The sequence below is a fragment of the Corynebacterium sp. HMSC06D04 genome (assembly GCF_001807315.1).
Taxonomy (GTDB): Bacteria; Actinomycetota; Actinomycetes; order Mycobacteriales; family Mycobacteriaceae; genus Corynebacterium; species Corynebacterium simulans.
This window is the reverse complement of the sequence record NZ_KV788534.1, coordinates 35,147-54,383: the sequence shown is the minus strand read 5'-3', so window position 1 is coordinate 54,383 and position 19,237 is coordinate 35,147. Positions and strand designations below refer to the sequence as shown.

Genomic DNA, 19,237 nt, shown 5'->3' with positions numbered 1-19,237 from the left:
AGCCATGTCAAAAGCTACAAACGCTAAGCCATCGGGCGTCGTAAAGCGCGGCGTCGATGCAGCCCTCAACCCTAAGGCAGCCGTACCGGTGCTGCTATTCTGCTTCGTCTTTTCCCTCGTGGTGGATAATGGTTTTAAGACCATGACCATGCCGATTGCGCAAGGCTTGGGCATTGATGACAACACCGCCTCGCTGCAGGCATCCCTTGCCGGCGTCATCATCGGCATCGGCGCCGTCGTCTACGCGGCGCTGGCGGACTCCGTGTCCATCCGCAAGCTCATGATCACCGGTGTGCTCCTCGTGGCCGTCGGCTCGACTATTGGTTTCGTGGGCTCAGGCTCTTGGCCCATCGTGCTGGCCGCCCGCCTAATCCAGACCACCGGCCTGGCCGCCGCGGAAACCCTGTACGTCATCTACGTGACCAAGCACCTATCTGAAGCAGACCAAAAGACCTACCTCGGCTTTTCTACCGCCGCCTTCCAAGCTGGCCTGCTGATTGGCGCGCTGACCTCCGGCTTTATCTCCACCTACATCTCGTGGACCGCGATGTTCCTCGTGCCGCTCATCCTCGTGCTGTGCATCCCGGCCATCCACAAGATGGTGCCCGAGGACGAAGCAGTGGAGTCAAACCTGGACGTGCTCGGCCTTATCCTGGTGGGACTTTTCGCCACCGCGCTGACCATGTTCATGCAGGCGTTCAACTGGAAGTGGCTCCTCCTGGCCGTCGTGGCAGTGATTGGATTTACGCTGCACATCCGCTCCGCTAAGGCGCCCGTGGTGCGCCCGGAATTCTTCACCAACGGCCGCTACGTGTGGGCAATCACCCTGGTGTTCTTCATCTACTCCACGCAGCTGGGCTACATCTTCCTGTTGCCATTTGCGGCCAACGAGCTGCACGGCATGAGCATTGACCGCGCCAGCCTGCTGATGATTCCGGGCTACATCTGCGCCATCTTGGTCGGTGTCTTCTCCGGCAAGATCGGCAAAGTCCTGAACTCCCGCCAGACCATCTACACCGCACTGGTCATGATCGTCGGCTCCCTGGCCGTAGCCGCTCTCTTCGTACAGGAGCACGTCGCCGTGCTGGCCGTGACCATCGTGACCTTCGCATCTGGCTTCGCGCTGATGTATGCACCGCTGGTCAACACTGCGCTGCAAAACATCCCGGCCGCGAAGTCCGGCATTGCCATCGGCTTCTACAACCTGACCATCAACATCGCCATCCCGCTCGGCATCGCGTACACCGCAAAACTCATTGACGTAAGCGATGGCTTCAACCTCGCCCTCGGCGTGCTGACCGCCGTTGGCGCATGTGGCGCCGTCCTCTACGTCGTGGCCGACCGCATCATGGCCCGCAAGGCGCGAGATGTTTCTCGCGCGAAATCTGTAGATGCTTCCGAAACACTCGCTTAAAGGAGAAGAAATGTCATCCAACGTCGCATCCATGATCGACCACACCCTGCTCAAGCCGGAAGCCACCGCGCAGGACGTCGCCGCACTCATCGAGGAAGCCCAGCGCCTGGGCACCTACTCGGTGTGCATTTCCCCGTCCCAGCTGCCGGTCGAGGTTCCCGAGGGTCTACACGTGGCAACCGTGGTGGGCTTTCCCTCCGGCGCGGTCAAGCCGGAGATCAAGGCCGCCGAGGCAGGCCTTGCCGTGGACAATGGCGCCGAAGAAATCGACATGGTCATCAACATCGCGCTGGCCATTGAGGGCCGCTTCGACGCACTCGAGGAAGAGATCCGCACCGTGCGCAGCGCCTGCCAGGGCAAGGTCTTGAAGGTCATCATCGAGTCCGCCGCGCTTTCCGACGACGCGATTGTCGCCGCCTGCCGCGCCGCCGAGGCTGCCAGCGCTGACTTCGTCAAGACCTCCACCGGCTTCCACCCAGCCGGCGGCGCCAGCGTTCACGCAGTAAAGCTCATGGCAGATACCGTGGGCGGCCGTCTCGGCGTGAAGGCCTCCGGCGGCATCCGTACTGGCGCGGACGCGCAGGCGATGATCGACGCCGGCGCCACCCGCCTCGGCCTGTCTTCCTCCGCCGCGGTGCTGGCGGACCTAGAAAACTAGTGGCTTAGAAGCTGAATCGAGGAAACAATGTCACTTGTTGAATACGCTCGCACGTGGGCCGAACACGACCCAGACCCGTTAACCCGTGACGAGGTCTTGGGCTGGATTGAAGCTGGCGACGAAGCCGCGCTGTCCGGCGCCTTCGCCGGCCCGCTGGCCTTCGGCACCGCCGGACTGCGCGCCGCCGTTGGGGCAGGCGAGTCCCGCATGAACCGTGCCGTGGTCATCCGCACCACCTATGGTTTGGTTTCGTGGCTAAAACAGCAGGTTGAAAACCCAGTCGTGGTCATCGGCTGCGATGCCCGCTACGGCTCGGCCGATTTCTACCAGGATGCTGCGGAGGTTATCTCCGCTGCCGGTGGCCGTGCCCTGGTGCTGCCCAAGCAGAACCCCACGCCGTTGACCGCCTATAGCGTGCGCGAGCTCGGCGCCGACGCCGGCATCATGGTCACCGCCTCCCACAACCCTCCAGCCGATAACGGCTACAAGGTTTACCTGGGCGGCCGCGTGGCCACCGGTGACGCCAACGGCGTGCAGCTTGTCTCCCCGGCGGACGCAGAGATCTCAGCGGCGATTGCTGCGGCGCCGTTTGCCAACGAAGTCCCGCGTTCCACAGACAACATCGAGGAAGTCGATACCCGCGCGCAATACCTCGAGCGCGCCGCCAAGCTGGTGGGGGAGTCCACCAGCGCCAAGATTGCGCTGACTGCCATGCACGGCGTGGGCGCAAAGCTGGGCACCGCGCTGCTCGAGAAGGTCGGCTTCGAGGTTTCCCTCGTGCCGGAACAGGCCGAGCCGGACCCGGATTTCCCAACCGTTTCCTTTCCCAACCCGGAAGAGCCCGGCGCTCTGGACCTGGGCAAGGCGCACGCGGAAAAGATCGGCGCAGACATCCTCATCGCATACGATCCGGATGCTGACCGTTGCGCGGCCGCTATCCCGACGCACGGTGCGCAAGGCGGCGTCGTCTGGCGTCAGCTCACCGGCGACGAAACCGGCGCCCTGCTGGGTGACTACCTGGCGCGCCGGGGCGTGGGCGGAACGTTTGCAAACTCCCTCGTGTCCTCGCGCCTGCTGGGCCGCATTGCCGCGCACTACGGCCTGCCACATGAGGAAACGCTCACCGGTTTCAAGTGGATTGCCCGTACGCATGACTTGAGCTTTGGTTACGAGGAAGCCATCGGCTTCTGCCCCGACCCGCAGGCCGTGCGCGACAAAGACGGCGTTGCCACCTCGGTGGTTCTGGCCAGCCTGGCCTCGGAGTGCAAGGACGCAGGCATCACCCTGCAGGACCGCCTCGCAGAGATTTACTCCACCGTGGGCCGCCTGGCCACCGCTCCGCTGACCTTCCGTGTGGAAGACCTTTCGCTGATTGCCCGCGGCATGGAAAAGATCACCTCGACCCCACCGACTCAACTGGCGGGCTCGGAGATTGCAAAGGCAGAAAAGTTTGCTCAAGGCATGAAGCTCTACACCGTGGACGATGACCGCGTCATCGTGCGCCCGTCTGGCACCGAGCCGAAGCTCAAGTGCTACTTGGAGTCCCCGGATCCGGCCCGCCTGGATGCCATTGCAGAGGATCTGCGGGTCTTCTTCGACATGTAGCTGCAAGTTCTTTGCCCTAGGCCGTGATGCCTGGAAGGAGATGGGGCGTAACGCTGAGTGCGTTACGCCCCCTTTCGCGTCTGGTGCCATTAATTTTAAGAAAATTATGGGTTGTGACCTAACCGTTATCTAACCCTATAAGCTGGCTTTTAACGCTTGAATGAAGACATTTCACAGGTTTATGACAGGCGATGTTCACACATTGAGGTGGCGGAATCTCGCGACTTCCGTACTGTGGGTTTCGGCGCCGTAAAGAGAGCTAGCACAAACGCTTAGTTTTTCCAAACGGCCTGATAGTTGCCCATTTTTAAAGGAAGAGGAAATTATGACTAACCAGAATGCACGCGATATCAAGGACCTGTTCAACAAGACCGCATACGACGTAAACGGCGACAAGCTGGGTTCCGTCAAGGAAGTATTCGTTGATGACAACTCCGGTCAGCCAACCTTCGTTGAGGTTAGCCACGGTCTGTTTGGTATGAGCGAGTCCATCGTTCCGATGCGCGGCCACAAGTTCGCTGGCGAAGACGACCTCATCCTCGCATTCGACAAGGAGCGCATCAAGGATGCTCCAAGCGTTGACACCGACAAGGCTCTTAGCGCAAACGACCAGAACGAAATCTTCCGCCACTACGGCGTTGACACCATGAAGGACGAGCAGGCCTACACCGGTGGCCGCCACGACGTTTCCGATAAGAACAAGGCTGGCCTGGCTGCTGGTGCAGGTGCAGGTGCAGGCGTTGGCGCTGCTGCTGGTGCAGAGCACGCTGCTGGTGCAGAGCACAAGGAGCACGCTCGCAAGGACCACGTTGCTGGCACCGAGGCTGCAGACCACACCAAGAACGCTGGCCACACCCACGTTGACGTTGATGACCGCGATTCCCTGGTTCGTTCCGAGGAGCAGCTGGACGTTAACAAGGAGCGCGTCGAGACCGGTGAGGTTCGCCTGCGCAAGTATGTCGTAACCGAGACCGAGAACGTTGAGGTTCCGGTTACCCGCGAAGAGGTTCGCGTCGAGCGCACCCCAATCTCCGAGGAAGAGGCTGCTTCCTTGCGCGGCAAGAATAACCTGACCGATGACGAAGCATCCGTCACCCTCCACGAGGAGCGCGTCCGCGTTGAGAAGGACACCGTTCCGGTTGAGAAGGTTGAGCTGAACAAGAAGCAAGTTACCGACACCGAGCGCGTCTCCGAGGATCTGCGCAAGGAGCGCATCGAGACCGAGGGTGTAGACGGCAAGACCACCAAGTAAAAACTTGGATAGTACAAGGTAGCTAGTACCTAGTACAGACACCTCCTAAATAGGCCGCTGGCAGTATTGCCGGCGGCCTATTTGTCTTTATGTCTTTCTCGCTTCCTCCCGCGTTCGGAAAAGACTAGGAACTTCCCTGCCGTAGGGCGCCTCTGCCCATAGACTGGAATCATGAATGTTGAGGTGGATCCGCTGATTGAGGCGCTGTACTACTGGTCCGACGTCAGCGGCGTGTTATTGATGGGGATCATCGGTGGCACGCTTGCGCGCCAGCGCGGCTATGACATTGTGGGCTTTTTCTTTATCGCGATGTTCTCGGCCTTGGGCGGCGGCATGATCCGTGACGTCCTCATCAACCGCGGCACTGTCGCTGCTATGTCGCAGCCGGAATACCTCTATCTTGCTTTCGCCGGAGCGCTGATTGCACGATTCTTCTACTTCAAAGGCAGAACCTGGGACTATATCCAATCTCACGGGGATGCCATAGTCTCCGCGCTGTGGGCGGCCACCGGTACCGTGAAGGCGCTGACCTATGGCCTGCCGCTTATCCCGTGCGTGATGATGGGCGTGTTTACCGCAACGGGCGGTTCCATGATCCGTGACATCAGTATGGGCCGCGAGCCAGCCGTCTTTGGCGATAATCAGCCCACGGTGATCCCCGCGGTGGCCTGTGCCGCAGTGGTGCTCGTGGCCGATTCCTTCGACCACCTGGCCACTGGCATGCTGGTGGGCCCGGTCGTTTCCTTCATCCTGACCTTGTTCGGCATCTGGGCCGGCTGGCGCATTCCTGCCCGCCAGGAATGGGCGCCGCTGAACGATACTGCGGCGCAGGTCATGCTGCTCGCGCGCAAGGCCGAGAGCAAAGGCCGGGCAGTGGGGCGTCGCCTAGAGCCCTCCAAGGTGCGCAGCTGGCGGCACCAGCAGATGGAAAAGGCCCTGCAGCGCCGCATCGAAAAGCAAGTGGAAAATGGTCGCCTCCGTGCGGCCGCCACCAGCGATGCCACCGAGCTTCTTGAGTCCTTCACCGACACCATGGAGCAGCTCCACGGTGAGGCCATCCCAGCCACCAACTCCGATTCTGCCGCGAAGAATAAGGAAGCTCTAAGCCAAGAATCCAAGGGCATCCTGCAGGAAATCGGCGTGGACTTAAGCGGCGATTCCTATGAGGACTATGACGAGGATGCACCGCTGCTCGATCCAGAAATGCTCAAGGAGCAGCGTGAGAACCTAGACATCGTGCTCTCGGATGAAAAGCTGACCGATGAGTTGGTGGAGCACTTAGTCCAGCGCTATAAGAAGCAGAATTAAAAAGTGGATACTTAAGTGTAAAAACTCACCTTTTCTTCTGCTTAGCTGGGCACTCATATAAGCTTATGCGGTGGAATCTTTCAGGATTTTCCGAGGCGATTCCTTATATAAGTGGAAAGGGGGAAACGTCATGTTAAAGCGCGTATTAAGCGTTAGCGCAGCCGCCACCCTGGTATTGGCATTATCGGCGTGTGTTCCCCCGGACCAGACCCCGGATATCTCGGGCGTTGACTTCATCACCACTGACGGCGCGGAGCCGCAGAACCCGCTGCTGCCAGCGGATATCAACGATGTGCCGGGCGCGACCATCGTTAATCTCATCTACTCCGGCTTGGTCTACCTCAACGAGGAAGGCGAGGCGGAATACGACGTCGCGCAGAAGATTACCCAGACCTCGCCTACTGAATACGACGTCGTCTTGCGGGAGGATGCGAAGTTCTCCGACGGCTCTTCAGTTCGTGCGCGTGGCTTCGTGGATTCCTGGAACGCAGCTGTTCAAAACAACATGCTTTCCTCCTACTTTTTCAAGCCGATTCTGGGATTTGGGGAGGGCGAGCCCACCATGCGTGGTCTTAAGGTAACAGGCGATAGAACCTTCCACATTGAGCTGGCCGAGCCTACCGCGGACTTCGTGAAACGTCTAGGCCATTCGGTCTTTTTCCCCATGCATCCTTCAGCCAAGAAAGGCTATGACGCATATGGCATGAACCCCATCGGCAACGGTCCGTACCGCCTAGCGCGCTGGGATAAGGATGAAAAGATCAACCTCATCCCAAACGCGGAATATGTCGGCCCGCGAAAGTCCCGTAACGAGGGGCTGGAGTTTCGCTTTTATGAGACCGAGGAGGAATCCTATGCTGCCCTGCGGCGCGGCGAGCTGGACTTGGTCACGGATGTGCCGATCACGCATATCCACCGCTTTGAGGAGGAACTGGACGGGCGAAGCTTCAACGAGACTTCCGCCATGTTCAGCTTCATCACCATCCCGGCCAATGACCCGATGTTCCGCGGAGAGGCCGGCGCTTTGCGACGCCGCGCCATCTCCATGTCCTTCGATCGCACCCGCATCGCGCACGAAGTCTTAGACGATACCGTCACTCCGGTTACATGTTTTGCCACCCAAAAATATTGCCCTGAGATGGGGATGATTCCGGGTCAGGAAGTACTGGTTTATAACCCAGAAAAGGCACGCGAACTGTGGGCAAAGGCTGACGCCATCTCGCCGTGGACGGGGCCATTCCTTCTGGGATATAACGCGGATGGCGGGCATGCGGAATGGGTCGATGCGGTAACTGAACAGGTTTCAGAGACACTTGGTATCGAGGCTTATGGCCGTGCTTTTACGACCTTTAAGAAGTACCGGCAAGCCGTAACGGACCGTCAGATGCGCGGTGCCTTCCGTTCCAGCTGGCAGGCCGCGTACCCCTCGGAGGTCAACTTCCTGGAGTCGGTCTTTGCATCTAACTCGTTGCTCAACGAGTCCGGCTTTAATAACCCGGAATTCGACAGGCTGTTCAAGGAAGCCAATTCCGAACTCGATAAAAAGGTCCAAGACCAAAAACTGGTCGCAGCACAGTCCATCCTTTTGCATGACCTGCCGGCGCTGCCGCTGTGGGAATCCAACGTGGTTGGCGGCTATGACACCGATATCGCGCGTCCACATTTCAGCTGGAAGGGAAAGCCGTTTTACTTTGAGCTGACTCGCGACAAAGGCTAACAGCGCATTTTTAGCTTTTAGCCGGTTGTCGTTGCGGAATCCTGGCTAATCTAAAAATATGAACCTCGTTGGCTACTTCTTTTATCGGATGTGGCAGGTCGGAATCGACCATGTCCTGCCGCTCGTCGCGTTGTTGCTGCTGGGCATGTTGGTGCCGCGGCTGGGTCGGCTGGCCATCCGCGTCCTGGAATCGCGGCTCGATGAAGGCGAAGAGTCCACGAAGGCGCGCCTGGCCTTGGGCGGCGCTTTGGTCTACGTATTGCAGGCGGTGGCTTATTTCCTGCTCGTGCTGGCCGCACTCTCGAACGTGGGCGTGCCGGCGCTGGGCGCGGCAATCCCGGCGACTGTGGTTTCTGCCGCCCTTGGTTTTGGCGCGCAGAAGATAATCGGGGACTTCCTCGCGGGCTTTTTCATCCTTTCGGAAAAGCAATTCGGCGTCGGTGACTACGTGAGCTTTGAGGGGACAACGGGCGTGGAGGGAACCGTGGTGGCGCTGACCTTGCGCACCACGAAGGTACGCACGCCCACGGGCGAGGTGGTCATGGTGCCCAATGGCTCGGCGGGCGTTATCACCAACTTCTCGCAGGATTGGTCCCGCGCTGTAGTGGACCTTTCGGTGCCGCTTCACGAGGGCGAGACCCTTGAGGAAATCACTTCTCAGGTGCGCACGATCTCCCAGCAGGCCATCAAGGATCCGGCCATTGCTGGCGACGTCGCCGGCGAGCTCGAGATCCTTTCTGCCACCGGCATCGTGGAGCCAACCGTGGCGGGCCAGCCTTGGCAGGTTAAATACCGCGTGCTCGTGCAGGTCAACCCTTCGCGGCAGTGGGCGGTTGAGCGCGCAATCCGCTCCGCGCTGCTCTCGGCGTTTTGGGATCACTACAACCTACCCAGCAACGCGACCGGCGTATTTCCTGCAGGTCCTTCCAGCTCCGTGGAAAAGCCCGGTATCGAGCGCACCCCTGAAACCGCGGCGGAAAAGGGGCTGGGCGCGGCAGTGGCGGCGTCGGCAAGCACAGATGGCGTCGCAGCGCGCGCTAGCGCCCACAACGCAGACAATGATGACACCGCCCTGGAGGAAGTTGCCAAAGCCAAGGACCATGGCCCCGGCAAGCCCGCGAGTGCGGATGTGGAAAAGGAAGAAAAGCCGGCCACCGGCATCTGGCGTGCGGATACCCCAAGCAGCAAGTTCCAGTACGTGTGGACTGCCGGCGGGCGCGTTCGTTCTTCTACCACCACGCTGCTGGCGGCACTTGCGATTACCGGACTGCTCATCTTTGCCTCCTGGAATCCGGAGGACGCCGGCACCGGTTGGCTAAACCCTGCCTACTGGTCACAGCGCGACGCCGCCACCTCGGAAGCGCCCGCCCCAGTCGCGCCGGGGGAGGAGGCCGACTCCTCGGCGGAGACCCCGCCTGCCCCGGGGACCACCACCCCGACCGAGGCCGCGGAGCCAACCACAAGCGCGGAAAGCTCTGCCGATTACGGCTCCAGTGAGGACGGCTCTAGTGAGGACGGCTCTCGGGCGGACTCGCGCTCGGGCTCCTCGGGCGCTGACTCCGACGCCGCCACCACCGTACCTGCTGAAACCGCAACACAGAGCGCGGTGCCTAGCGCGGAGCCCACCGCGGCAGAAGAAAGCGCCGCCGCTGGGGGAAGCGACGGCGCTTGAGCGATAGGGAGGATAGGGCAATAAGTGAAGGGGAATAGGGGGAGATTCCCAACGGCGCCCGCGCGCCGCGTAATGGATATCGAAACGCGCAGGGAAATGTTAACAAGCAACCAGATTGGGGGTAACCGGGGGTAAATTCCTTATTTAAAGCCCCTATTTGAAGCCCTGCCCCTTGCGCCACGTCATCGTGAGGCTATCGCGAACTGGCGAGCCGGGAGTCAAGATGTCATCCACGCGCAACCAATGCATCTCCGCTTCCTCGCGACGCACGGTGACGAAGGAATAACCGTGGTTATCCAGGTCCACGTGCTTGCAGTGTGGGTTGGCGCTGCGCAGGATGTGCTCGGCGGCGTCGGAAAGCGCGTTATTTTGCGGAAGCTTCAACTGCTCGTTGATGTTCGGTGCCGTAACCGAAGCGCACACCAGCTCCGCGCCGATGATGTTGCCTTGGTGGGTGATGTTGTGTGCCCACTCGGTGTGGATATCGCCGGTGACGAAGAGCGCCTGGGAGCCCTTGGCGGCCAGTGCCTCGATGACGCGGCGTCGCTCAGCGCTGTAGCCATCCCACTGATCACCGTTGACGGGGATGCCCGTGATGTTGGAAGAAAGCGCCGAAGATACCTTTTCGGTCTGCGGATCCTGCTGCAGCGTAATCAGGTTCAGCGGGGAAAACATCACGGAATTGCCCAGCATATTCCACGCGGTCTGCGAGGTTTCCAGCTTGCCGAGCAGCCATTCATATTGCTCGGAGCCCAGCATCGTGCGGTCCTCCTTGGCAAAGCCCACCGGGTCCCAGGAAAGCTCCTTGTCGCGGTAGGTACGCAGATCCATCATGGTCAGCTCCACCAAATCACCGAAGGTAAGTGAACGGTAGATGTGGCCATCCTGAGAAGGATTCGTCATGCGCACCGGCATCCACTCGAAGTAGGCCTGCATCGCGCCGGCGCGCCGGGAATTCCAGTCGCCCTCGGTTGCCGGATCGTGGTTCTCGGCGCCGCCGGCCCAGGAGTCATTGGCTGTTTCGTGGTCATCCCACACCACAATCCAAGGCAGTGCGCCGTGGGCTGCCTGCAACTCTGGGTCTGTGCGGTAGCGGCCGAAGCGCACGCGGTAATCCTGCAGCGAAACAATCTCGTGCGCCGGGTGATGGTGGCGCACCGGTCCAAAGCCCGAGTACTCGCCGACGCCGTATTCGTAGATGTAATCGCCCAAGAAAATCATGTAATCCAGCTGGCCAGCGCGCGCCCGCTTGGCGATGTCCGTATAAGCACTGAAAAAGCCCGACTCCCAGTTCGCGCAGGAGCCCACACCAAAGGTTAGCTGTTCCGGGGAAGCATTCGCCGCTGGGGCAGTCTTCGTGCGTCCGACCGGGCTTGCCTTGCCCGCGTGCTCGCCGTCGGTGACGCGAAAGCGGAAGAAGTACGTGGTCTCGGGGTTAAGCCCGTGCGGGTCCACGTTAACGGTATGGTCGCGCTCGCCTGTGGCTACCACGTTGCCACGCTTGACGACGTCGCGCATCTCCTCATCTCTCGCCACCTCCCACTCGAGCGTGATGTCGGGACCCACGCCGGAGCCAGGCATTGTGTCAGGCGAGGAGGTAACTCGGGTCCACAGGATGACGGAATCCGGAATCGGATCGCCGGAGGCCACGCCGTGCAGGAAAGGTAGCTCGCCCTTTGGCGGATCGATGAGCTGGCGTTTGTTGCCGGGAAGTGAGCTCTGCGCGTTGGCCGGGCTAAGCCCGCCCGCGGTCAGCGCCGCGGCGGAGGCGACGCTGCTGGTTTGGAGGAAGCGGCGGCGGTTAAAACCGCGGCGGGCAGGCGCATCATTCTGAGAGTTGTTTCGCGGAAAAATATTCATGTTCCCCAAATATTCTCCGGTTTGGAAAGCTCGCAACTCGGGGAGGAAGATTTATTTTTGCCTTTACTTGCGGTTTACGTAGCGTTTTTCTGGCCTTTCGAAAGGATGGGGCTGGGTACGCTGGAATGCATGAGTGAGTTCTCCAAGATTTCCGAATGGCCAGCTGACAATATCGCTGGGGCGCTGCTGCATCGCGGCGAAATCGTTGAGTCGGTGGGCGCGCTGGACAGGGCCTTCTCCGTCGCATCGGTGACCAAACCGGTGGTGGCCTATGGCGTTGCCATGGCCGTGGAGGAAGGCGCGGTGGACCTCGATATGCCCGCCGGGCCAGAAGGCTCGACTTTGCGGCACCTGCTGGCGCATGCTTCGGGCGTGAAGTTTGATTCCCGCGAGCAGCAAAAGCCGGTGGGCGAGCGGCGCATCTACTCCTCGGCCGGCTACGAGTGGGCGGCAGAGGTGGTGGAAAAGGCCACGGAGATGCCTTTTCCGGAGTATCTGCGCGAGGGCGTGTTTGCTCCGCTGGGGATGGGCTCGACGCGTCTTGAGGGCTCTGCCGGCCACGGTTTGGTGACTACGGTCAGTGACCTTGCGGCCTTTACCGCCGAAGTCTATTCGCCACAGCTGTTGGACCCAGGCACTGTGGCCGAGATGCGCCGCGTACAGTTTCCTGGCCTGCGTGGAATTGTGCCGGGCTATGGCAGCTTCAAGGATTGCACCTGGGGCTTGGGCTTTGAGATTCACGGCGAGAAACAGCAGTGGATGGGCGCGCTGCCTTCCAGCGCTGTAGGCCACTTCGGTATGTCTGGAACCTATCTGTGGCTGGCGGGGGATTGGGCCATGGTGGCTCTGACGGATCGCGATTTTGGCGACTGGGCCAAGCTCTTGTGGGCGGAGGCGAACACAGCGATTTGGAAGGAGTGTCAGGCGCGATAGGCGTTACTGGTGAGGCTCTCGAAAACCCTTGTTAACTAATGTTTCTCGTGTGAATTTTCAACCTTTGGTTGAGGTTTATTAAACGGGGGTTGAAGTGGTTGTTTAGGGTTGATGGGGCTCATGTGACGCGGGAGAATCGGCCCCAACGCGCAGACAGTTCGTTGGGGAAGACGAAGCTCGTCTGGCAGCACTTGGAGGCCGCCCCTTTTTAGGGAGGTCTGTGAAGCGCTGCTTTAAACATGTCGAAGGAGAATCGGCGTGAATACTCGCGTTCACGAAGCCGTCGCCACTGCAACGGCACCCAGCGCCTGGCCGCACCGCAATGCCGGTCAGGTGCACACCGCCGTGCTCACCATTGCGGGGATGCCCCGCAAACTGCGCCCGGCAGTAGAGCGTGCCATGGCACGCTGCATCACCACTGAGTCAGAGTTCATCGTCCCCGGCGACGATCCACTCACCGCCCAGTGGTGCACACGGTGGTACCGGGACATGCCCGGTGACGCCGAACTTGTGCGCGCCGTCGTACCGGCACGCGTGGGTATCGGCTGCCGCCAAGTCATCACCGGCACGCAAAAAGAGCTCGCCGCCCTCGAAAGGGAAGTCGAGCTCTTATCAAGCGAGCACGCATTCAGCGCGCGCGTTGACGTAACAATCTAGCCTTAGCTCCGAAGAACTAGTCCTCGGGGAAGGGGCTAGTGACGCGATCAGCCAAATCTGCCACCGAATCCAGCACCTGGTTCGGGCGGAATGGATAGCGCTGGATTTCGCGATCGTCGCTAATGCCAGTGCGCACCAAGATGGTCCGCAGGCCGGCCTCCAAGCCGGACTTCACATCGGTGTCCATGCGGTCACCAATCATGACCGTGTTCTCGGAATGCGCGCCTATGTTATTGAGCGCCGAGCGCATCATGACCGGGTTTGGCTTGCCCACGTAATAAGGCTCCCGGTTGGTTGCCGCGGTAATCAGTGCCGCGACCGCACCCGTTGCTGGCAACACGCCCTGCGGCGCCGGGCCCGTGACATCAGGGTTGGTGGCAATAAAGCGCGCGCCGCTGCGGATGAGATTAATGGCGGTGGTAATAGCCTCGAAGGAGTAGGTGCGCGTTTCGCCCAGGACCACGAAGTCTGGGTCGTTGTCGGTGAGTACCCAACCTGCTTCATGGAGGGCCGTCGTCAAGCCGGATTCGCCCACCACATAAGCCTTGCCCTCGCCCGTCTGGGTGGTCAAAAATGCTGCGGTGGCGGTGGCGGAAGTCCAGATGCGCTCGGCCGGAATCTTCAAGCCCGTGTTGTGCAGGCGCGCGGACAAATCGCGCGGGGTGGACATCGAGTTATTCGTCAGCACCATGAACTCGATGTCATTGTCATAGAGCGCCTGGATGAACTTATCGGCACCGGGCACCATCTCGCCCTCTTTGATGAGGACGCCGTCCATATCGGATAGGTAAGAAATCAAAGCTAAACCTCCATATGCTTATCTAGGTATTCGGTCAGTTGGCCGACGGTGTGGATGTCTTTCATTGCGGCCTCGTCAAAGCGCACCTTGAAGCGTTCCTCGGCGCGCACAGCCAGCTCGATGCGCTCGAGCGAATCCACGCCCAAGTCCTCGAGGGCGGCCTCACGCTCTACGCCCTCCGCGCTGCCAGTGACTTTCTTGATGAGCTCAGCCACCGCGCCGAAAGTGTCTTGGCGCTTATCCTCCTTTTCAGGGGCTTGGTTGAAGCGAGCTTGCAGTTGCGCGGAAAGGTCGTTTGCCATGCGTCCTAGTCTAATAGGGTCATATAGGTAGGTGCGGCTATTATGGGAAGGTCATGATTTATAGGGCTCGAGCAAAGACGATTGCGCACAGTTGGGCGCGCCGTTTGCGGCCGACGCGTCGCAACGAACAGCACCTCATGTACGAGTCCTTGCACAATCACACGGACGAGCCTGGGCTGACTGGAATCGATTCCTTGGGCACCGTGCGCAACGATGGCCTGGACATCGCGTGGTACGAGGTCGGCCCGCAGGACTCGGACATCACTGTGGTGTTCATCCACGGCTACTGCCTGTCCGCGGAGGCCTACTACAGTCAGGTGGACTACATGCGCCGGCATTTCCCGGAGGCACGCTGCCTGCTTGTCGACATCCGCGGCCACGGCCTTTCCCCCGAAGTCACCCCCGCGCAGTGCACGGTGGACGCCGCGGCTGACGACGTCCTCGCTGTCCTTTCCAAGCGCGCCTCCCGTGGCAAGCTCGTGGTCGTGGGGCACTCTTTGGGCGGAATGGTGGCGCTCAATGTGATTCGCCGCGCGCCGGACGAGGTGTACCAGCGCGTTGACTCGGCGCTGTTGATTGCGACGTCGATGCGCCGCTTTGCGGCGAAGGGTGTGGCGCAGATTCTCGAGTCGAAGGCGCTGGGCAGTTTGTATAACGCGTGCATGCGGCTGCCGAGGCGGATGGACCGCATCCGCTTTGAGGTCGCGCAGTGGGTTGCGCCGCTGTTTGCTGCTTTGCTGGCGGGTTTTCCGCAGATGGAGAAGCTGCAGTTCCACGTGGCCATGCTGATGGACACGCCGCTGTCCAGTTACACGGGCTTCTTTGACGACCTTCTCGACCACTCCGAGTATGCTGCCGCCGACCGTCTGGCCCGCCTGCGAGGCGAGGTCATCGTGGGTTCAGCCGACATCGTAACCCCGCGCAGCCAGTCGGACGTCATCTTGGAACACTGGCCGGCCGCCCGGCTGACTGAGGTGGACGGCGCAGGCCACATGGTCATCCTCGAGGAGCCCGAGGCCATCTCGGAGGCGCTTGGCCGACTCTTGGTTCCGTTGGTGGACTAGCGTTGCCGCGGCCGCCGGCCCTTTGCCGGCCCTCTACCGACCACCGCGCGCCTCCGCTTGTTTCCCAGAACCCCCGTAGGTTTGGTCCCATTCGTTTGGTCCCATTCGTTTGGTCCGTTTGTGGGGTAAAGGGACCACTAGCGGCTTCTGTCCGGAACCGGTTACTCGTAAAACTACCCTTAGTAGGGGACCCAACCAATGGGACCAGTTGGCCGGTCGGCCAGCGAGTTCGTTGTACGACAAGCCTGCGCCCTTCTGCGCCCTTCTGTGCCCCGGCCGCGCCGCAAAACGAGAAGACCGCCCCTTGGCGCCCTGCTAGGAGGGCAACCGAAGAGCGGCCTAAACCGTCCTAGAGCGAGTTATTACTCCTCGTCAGAGGAGGTGGACTCGGTGGCGGTCGGGTCATCGAGCTTCAGCTTCTTCGCTGCTTCCTCGACGACGGAACGCTCCACCTTGCCCTCGCGTGCCAAGCCCTCGAGGACTGCCACGACGATGGACTCGGCATCGATGTTGAAGAAGCGACGAGCGCCCTCGCGGGTGTCGGAGAAGCCGAAGCCGTCTGCGCCCAGAGCGATGTAGGTGCCCGGAACGTAAGGGCGAATCTGCTCCTGCAGGTCGGTGGTGAAGTCAGAAACACCAACGAACGGACCATCAAAGCCCTTGAGCTGCGTGGTGGCGAATGCCTCGGTCGGCTCGACGCCCTTCTGCAGCGCCTCCTTGTTGCGGCGCGCGCCGTCGCGAGCCAGCTCAACCCAGGAGGTGACAGAGAACAGGGAAGCCTTGACGTCGTAGTCCTTGGCCAGGATGTCCTGTGCGCGCAGCGCCTCGTGCACGCCCACACCGGAAGCCAGGATGTTGGCCGGGATGGAGCCGGACTCAGCGGTGTTGTAGTGGTAGATGCCCTTGTGCAGGCCCTCGATGTCGAGGTCCTCCGGCTCAGCTGGCTGGGAGACCGGCTCGTTGTACACGGTCAGGTAGTACATGACTGCCTCGGAGTCTTCGCCGTACATGCGGTTGATGCCGCGGTGGATCAGGTGAGCCACCTCGTAGCCGAATGCTGGGTCGTAGGAAATAACAGCCGGGTTGGTGGAAGCCAGAACCGGGGAGTGACCATCCATGTGCTGCAGACCCTCACCGGTCAGGGTGGTGCGGCCTGCGGTAGCGCCGATGATGAAGCCGCGGCCCAGCTGGTCGCCGGCTGCCCAGAAAGAGTCGCCGGTGCGCTGGAAACCGAACATCGAGTAGAAGATGTACAGCGGGATCATGGCCTCACCATGGGTGGCGTACGAGGTTGCAGCCGCGGTGAAGGACGCAGTAGCGCCTGCCTCGGAAATGCCCTCGTGCATGATCTGGCCGTCGGTAGCCTCGCGGTAGGAGAGCATGAGCTCGTTGTCCACTGGCACGTAGTTCTGGCCGCGTGGATTCCAGATCTTCATGGTTGGGAACCAGGAGTCCATACCGAAGGTACGAGCCTCGTCCGGGATGATCGGAACGATGCGCTTGCCCAGCTCCTTATCACGCATGAGCTCCTTGAAGGTACGCACAAGCGCCATGGTGGTAGCAACGTTCTGCTTGCCCGAGCCCTTACGCACGGAGCGCAGCTTCTCGATGCCCGGAGTGACCAGCGGGGTGAACTTGTCACGGCGCTCCGGCAAGAAGCCGCCGAGTTCTTTACGACGCTCCAGCATGTACTTGATCTCCGGTGCGTCCTCGCCTGGGTGGTAGTACGGCGGTGCGTAAGGATCCTGCTCGAGAACTTCGTCGGAGATCGGGATTTCCTGCTTGTCGCGGAAGAGCTTCAGATCCTCCAGAGTCAGCTTCTTCATCTGGTGGGTTGCGTTGCGGCCCTCGAAGTTGTGGCCCAGGCCGTAGCCCTTAATGGTGTGGGCCAGGATGACGGTCGGCTTGCCAGTGCCCTTGTTGGACAGTGCCTTCGCGTAAGCAGCGTAGATCTTGCGGTAGTCGTGGCCACCGCGGCGCAGGGCCCAGACCTCGTCATCGGAAAGATCCTCAACCAGCTTGAGGGTGCGCTCGTCGCGGCCGAAGAAGTGCTCGCGGACATACGCGCCGTCGTTTGCCTTGAAGGTCTGGTAGTCACCATCCGAGGTGGTGTTCATGATGTTGACCAGGGCGCCTTCTTTATCGGCGTCGAGAAGCTTGTCCCAACCGCGGCCCCAGATGACCTTGATGACGTTCCAGCCAGCGCCGCGGAAGAAGGACTCCAGCTCCTGGATGATCTGGGTATTGCCGCGGACCGGGCCGTCGAGACGCTGCAGGTTGCAGTTGATGACGAAGGTGAGGTTATCGAGCTCGTAGAGCGCGGCGGTCTGCAGGAGGCCGCGGGACTCTGGCTCGTCCATCTCACCGTCACCCAGGAAGGCCCAGACGTGCTGATCGGAGGTGTCCTTGATGCCGCGGGTCTCCAGGTACTTGTTAAAGCGTGCCTGGTAGATAGCGTTCATCGGGCCGATGCCCATGGAAACGGTTGGGAACTCCCAGAAGTCAGGCATCAGACGCGGGTGCGGGTAGGAAGGCAGACCCTTGCCTTCGCCGCGGGAAACTTCCTGGCGGAATCCGTCGAGGTCTTCTTCGCTGAGGCGGCCTTCCATGAACGCGCGGGCGTACATGCCCGGGGAAGCGTGACCCTGGAAGAAGATCTGGTCACCGCCGGAAGGATCGTCCTTGCCTTTGAAGAAGTGGTTCAGGCCGACCTCGTAAAGCGGGGCCGCGCCCGCGTAGGTGGAAATGTGGCCGCCGACGCCGATGCCTGGGCGCTGCGCGCGGTGCACCATGATTGCTGCGTTCCAACGGATCCAGCGGCGGTAGCGCTTCTCCAGCTCTTCGTCACCTGGGAACTCCGGCTCCATGTTGGTCGGGATGGTGTTGACGAAGTCAGTGGAGGTCAGGGCGGGCATCGGAACGCGCTTGGCGGTCGCACGCTCGAGCAGGCGGAGCATGAGGAAGCGGGCGCGTTCTGGATCGGCGTGATCCAGCAGGCCGTCGAGGGATTCCATCCACTCGCGGGTTTCCTCGGGATCGCTGTCGTGCAGGTAAGAAGCAACTCCGTCGCGGACGATCGGGAAGTTGGACTCATCCTTTACGGCGTCCTGGTCGGCCATTTAAACCTCCTAGATTGGTTTTACACAGTTTGCATCCCAGGATACGCGTACCCTGATCATCTGTGTGTGTGAAGGGGGTTAATAGTCATATGTGGCCGGTGAAAGGTGCTATTTGCTAACTTTGCAAAACTTCTGTGTGCAGTAAATCTCCTGTGTAATCGCGAAAACTACTGTGTAAGGCGTTATGATCTTGCTCATGCCAGAAAATGGAAGGAATAAAGCAGTGGCTGATGCGGCCAGCAAGCTCGGAATCACCGAGGGGCAGATTGCCCTTGAACTCGGGTGGGACGAGGATTGCGATTCCAGCATCTCCGAATCTATTGAGGATGTCCTTGGAGAGGATTTCCTCGATGAAGAAACCGACGAGCTTTGCGACGTCGTGCTTCTTTGGTGGCGCGCCGAAGACGGCGACCTCGTCGATGGTCTTGTCGATGCAACCCGCCCGCTAGGGGACTCTGGCCGGATCTGGCTTATGACCCCAGGGGCAGGCAAGCCGGGCAACCTCGCGCCGGGTGACATCTCCGAGTCCGCTCAGCTCGCAGGCTTGGTGCAGACTAAAGCGGAGCGCCTAGGCGAGTGGCAAGGTTCTTGTTTGGTTGCTCGCGGATATACCAAGAAATAACTTTTACCAGGCGATTTGTTAGCTAACGCTTGTGTGGGCTAATCTTATGCAAGCGTTAACGCAATGCGGCTTTAGCTCAGCTGGAAGAGCAACTGGTTTACACCCAGTAGGTCGGGGGTTCGATCCCCTCAGGCCGCACCATTGTGAAGTCTCGAGACATCGTTCCTTTGGATGGTGTCTCGAGACTTTTTGTTTCCTTCAAACGCCCTTCGCATTGCCAGGCGTGGTTTCATGTACCGATATATGTAAATAGCG

General features: G+C 60.5%; 15 protein-coding genes and 1 tRNA gene. 12 read left to right on the top strand and 4 right to left on the bottom strand.

The window, feature by feature from the left end:
- The first annotated feature begins 4 nt into the window (after positions 1–4).
- The 7 genes from HMPREF3155_RS04215 to HMPREF3155_RS04185 all read left to right on the top strand — a co-directional run bounded on the left by HMPREF3155_RS04215 (position 5) and on the right by HMPREF3155_RS04185 (position 9,626).
- Entirely contained in the window at positions 5–1,414 is a 1,410-nt protein-coding gene (locus HMPREF3155_RS04215) for an MFS transporter (protein ID WP_070432654.1), read from the top strand.
- Between the two features lie 10 nt (positions 1,415–1,424).
- Entirely contained in the window at positions 1,425–2,072 is a 648-nt protein-coding gene (gene deoC / locus HMPREF3155_RS04210) for a deoxyribose-phosphate aldolase (RefSeq protein ID WP_061923817.1), read from the top strand.
- Positions 2,073–2,099: 27 nt separating this feature from the next.
- Positions 2,100–3,677 (top strand): phospho-sugar mutase, encoded by a 1,578-nt coding sequence (locus HMPREF3155_RS04205; protein WP_070432653.1) that lies wholly within the window; start codon positions 2,100–2,102, stop codon positions 3,675–3,677.
- A 325-nt stretch (positions 3,678–4,002) separates the two neighbouring features.
- Complete coding sequence (locus HMPREF3155_RS04200; protein ID WP_070432652.1) at positions 4,003–4,929, top strand: PRC and DUF2382 domain-containing protein; 927 nt, start codon at positions 4,003–4,005, stop codon at positions 4,927–4,929.
- Between the two features lie 171 nt (positions 4,930–5,100).
- Positions 5,101–6,237, top strand: a complete 1,137-nt coding sequence (locus HMPREF3155_RS04195; protein WP_070432651.1) for a trimeric intracellular cation channel family protein — start codon at positions 5,101–5,103, stop codon at positions 6,235–6,237.
- A gap of 130 nt (positions 6,238–6,367) precedes the next feature.
- Positions 6,368–7,954, top strand: a complete 1,587-nt coding sequence (locus HMPREF3155_RS04190; RefSeq protein ID WP_070432650.1) for a peptide ABC transporter substrate-binding protein — start codon at positions 6,368–6,370, stop codon at positions 7,952–7,954.
- A gap of 58 nt (positions 7,955–8,012) precedes the next feature.
- Positions 8,013–9,626, top strand: coding sequence for a mechanosensitive ion channel domain-containing protein (locus tag HMPREF3155_RS04185; protein WP_070432649.1), 1,614 nt, complete (start codon positions 8,013–8,015; stop codon positions 9,624–9,626).
- 153 nt (positions 9,627–9,779) lie between these two features.
- Here the strand turns inward: HMPREF3155_RS04185 and HMPREF3155_RS04180 are convergent, their stop codons facing one another.
- Positions 9,780–11,486, bottom strand: coding sequence for an alkaline phosphatase D family protein (locus HMPREF3155_RS04180; RefSeq protein WP_070432648.1), 1,707 nt, complete (start codon positions 11,484–11,486; stop codon positions 9,780–9,782).
- A 129-nt stretch (positions 11,487–11,615) separates the two neighbouring features.
- Here HMPREF3155_RS04180 and HMPREF3155_RS04175 point away from each other — a divergent pair, with 129 nt between their 5' ends.
- Both HMPREF3155_RS04175 and HMPREF3155_RS04170 read left to right on the top strand, forming a co-directional pair.
- A complete protein-coding gene (locus HMPREF3155_RS04175) occupies positions 11,616–12,419 on the top strand; it encodes a serine hydrolase domain-containing protein (RefSeq protein WP_070432647.1) in 804 nt (267 codons plus the stop codon).
- Between the two features lie 258 nt (positions 12,420–12,677).
- A complete protein-coding gene (locus tag HMPREF3155_RS04170) occupies positions 12,678–13,076 on the top strand; it encodes a hypothetical protein (RefSeq protein WP_062038085.1) in 399 nt (132 codons plus the stop codon).
- A 16-nt stretch (positions 13,077–13,092) separates the two neighbouring features.
- Here HMPREF3155_RS04170 and HMPREF3155_RS04165 read toward each other — a convergent pair whose 3' ends face one another.
- Both HMPREF3155_RS04165 and HMPREF3155_RS04160 read right to left on the bottom strand, forming a co-directional pair.
- Positions 13,093–13,875, bottom strand: coding sequence for an HAD-IIA family hydrolase (locus HMPREF3155_RS04165; RefSeq protein WP_061923793.1), 783 nt, complete (start codon positions 13,873–13,875; stop codon positions 13,093–13,095).
- Positions 13,876–13,877: 2 nt separating this feature from the next.
- Positions 13,878–14,177 (bottom strand): acyl carrier protein, encoded by a 300-nt coding sequence (locus tag HMPREF3155_RS04160; protein ID WP_061923789.1) that lies wholly within the window; start codon positions 14,175–14,177, stop codon positions 13,878–13,880.
- Positions 14,178–14,230: 53 nt separating this feature from the next.
- On the opposite strand from HMPREF3155_RS04160, the gene HMPREF3155_RS04155 reads away from it, so the two are divergent.
- Positions 14,231–15,241, top strand: a complete 1,011-nt coding sequence (locus tag HMPREF3155_RS04155) for an alpha/beta fold hydrolase (protein ID WP_061923786.1) — start codon at positions 14,231–14,233, stop codon at positions 15,239–15,241.
- Between the two features lie 362 nt (positions 15,242–15,603).
- Here HMPREF3155_RS04155 and aceE read toward each other — a convergent pair whose 3' ends face one another.
- A complete protein-coding gene (gene aceE, locus HMPREF3155_RS04150; RefSeq protein ID WP_061923784.1) occupies positions 15,604–18,360 on the bottom strand; it encodes a pyruvate dehydrogenase (acetyl-transferring), homodimeric type in 2,757 nt (918 codons plus the stop codon).
- Between the two features lie 184 nt (positions 18,361–18,544).
- On the opposite strand from aceE, the gene HMPREF3155_RS04145 reads away from it, so the two are divergent.
- Complete coding sequence (locus HMPREF3155_RS04145) at positions 18,545–18,982, top strand: DUF3052 domain-containing protein (RefSeq protein ID WP_070497700.1); 438 nt, start codon at positions 18,545–18,547, stop codon at positions 18,980–18,982.
- A gap of 65 nt (positions 18,983–19,047) precedes the next feature.
- Positions 19,048–19,123: transfer RNA gene (locus HMPREF3155_RS04140), tRNA-Val, on the top strand.
- Positions 19,124–19,237 lie beyond the last annotated feature (114 nt).

Coding starts and splice junctions, on each gene's coding strand:
- HMPREF3155_RS04215 (WP_070432654.1), top strand. CDS start 5: ATGTCAAAAGCTACAAACGCTAAGCCATCGGGCGTCGTAAAGCGCGGC.
- deoC (WP_061923817.1), top strand. CDS start 1,425: ATGTCATCCAACGTCGCATCCATGATCGACCACACCCTGCTCAAGCCG.
- HMPREF3155_RS04205 (WP_070432653.1), top strand. CDS start 2,100: ATGTCACTTGTTGAATACGCTCGCACGTGGGCCGAACACGACCCAGAC.
- HMPREF3155_RS04200 (WP_070432652.1), top strand. CDS start 4,003: ATGACTAACCAGAATGCACGCGATATCAAGGACCTGTTCAACAAGACC.
- HMPREF3155_RS04195 (WP_070432651.1), top strand. CDS start 5,101: ATGAATGTTGAGGTGGATCCGCTGATTGAGGCGCTGTACTACTGGTCC.
- HMPREF3155_RS04190 (WP_070432650.1), top strand. CDS start 6,368: ATGTTAAAGCGCGTATTAAGCGTTAGCGCAGCCGCCACCCTGGTATTG.
- HMPREF3155_RS04185 (WP_070432649.1), top strand. CDS start 8,013: ATGAACCTCGTTGGCTACTTCTTTTATCGGATGTGGCAGGTCGGAATC.
- HMPREF3155_RS04180 (WP_070432648.1), bottom strand. CDS start 11,486: ATGAATATTTTTCCGCGAAACAACTCTCAGAATGATGCGCCTGCCCGC.
- HMPREF3155_RS04175 (WP_070432647.1), top strand. CDS start 11,616: ATGAGTGAGTTCTCCAAGATTTCCGAATGGCCAGCTGACAATATCGCT.
- HMPREF3155_RS04160 (WP_061923789.1), bottom strand. CDS start 14,177: ATGGCAAACGACCTTTCCGCGCAACTGCAAGCTCGCTTCAACCAAGCC.
- HMPREF3155_RS04155 (WP_061923786.1), top strand. CDS start 14,231: ATGATTTATAGGGCTCGAGCAAAGACGATTGCGCACAGTTGGGCGCGC.
- aceE (WP_061923784.1), bottom strand. CDS start 18,360: ATGGCCGACCAGGACGCCGTAAAGGATGAGTCCAACTTCCCGATCGTC.
- HMPREF3155_RS04145 (WP_070497700.1), top strand. CDS start 18,545: ATGATCTTGCTCATGCCAGAAAATGGAAGGAATAAAGCAGTGGCTGAT.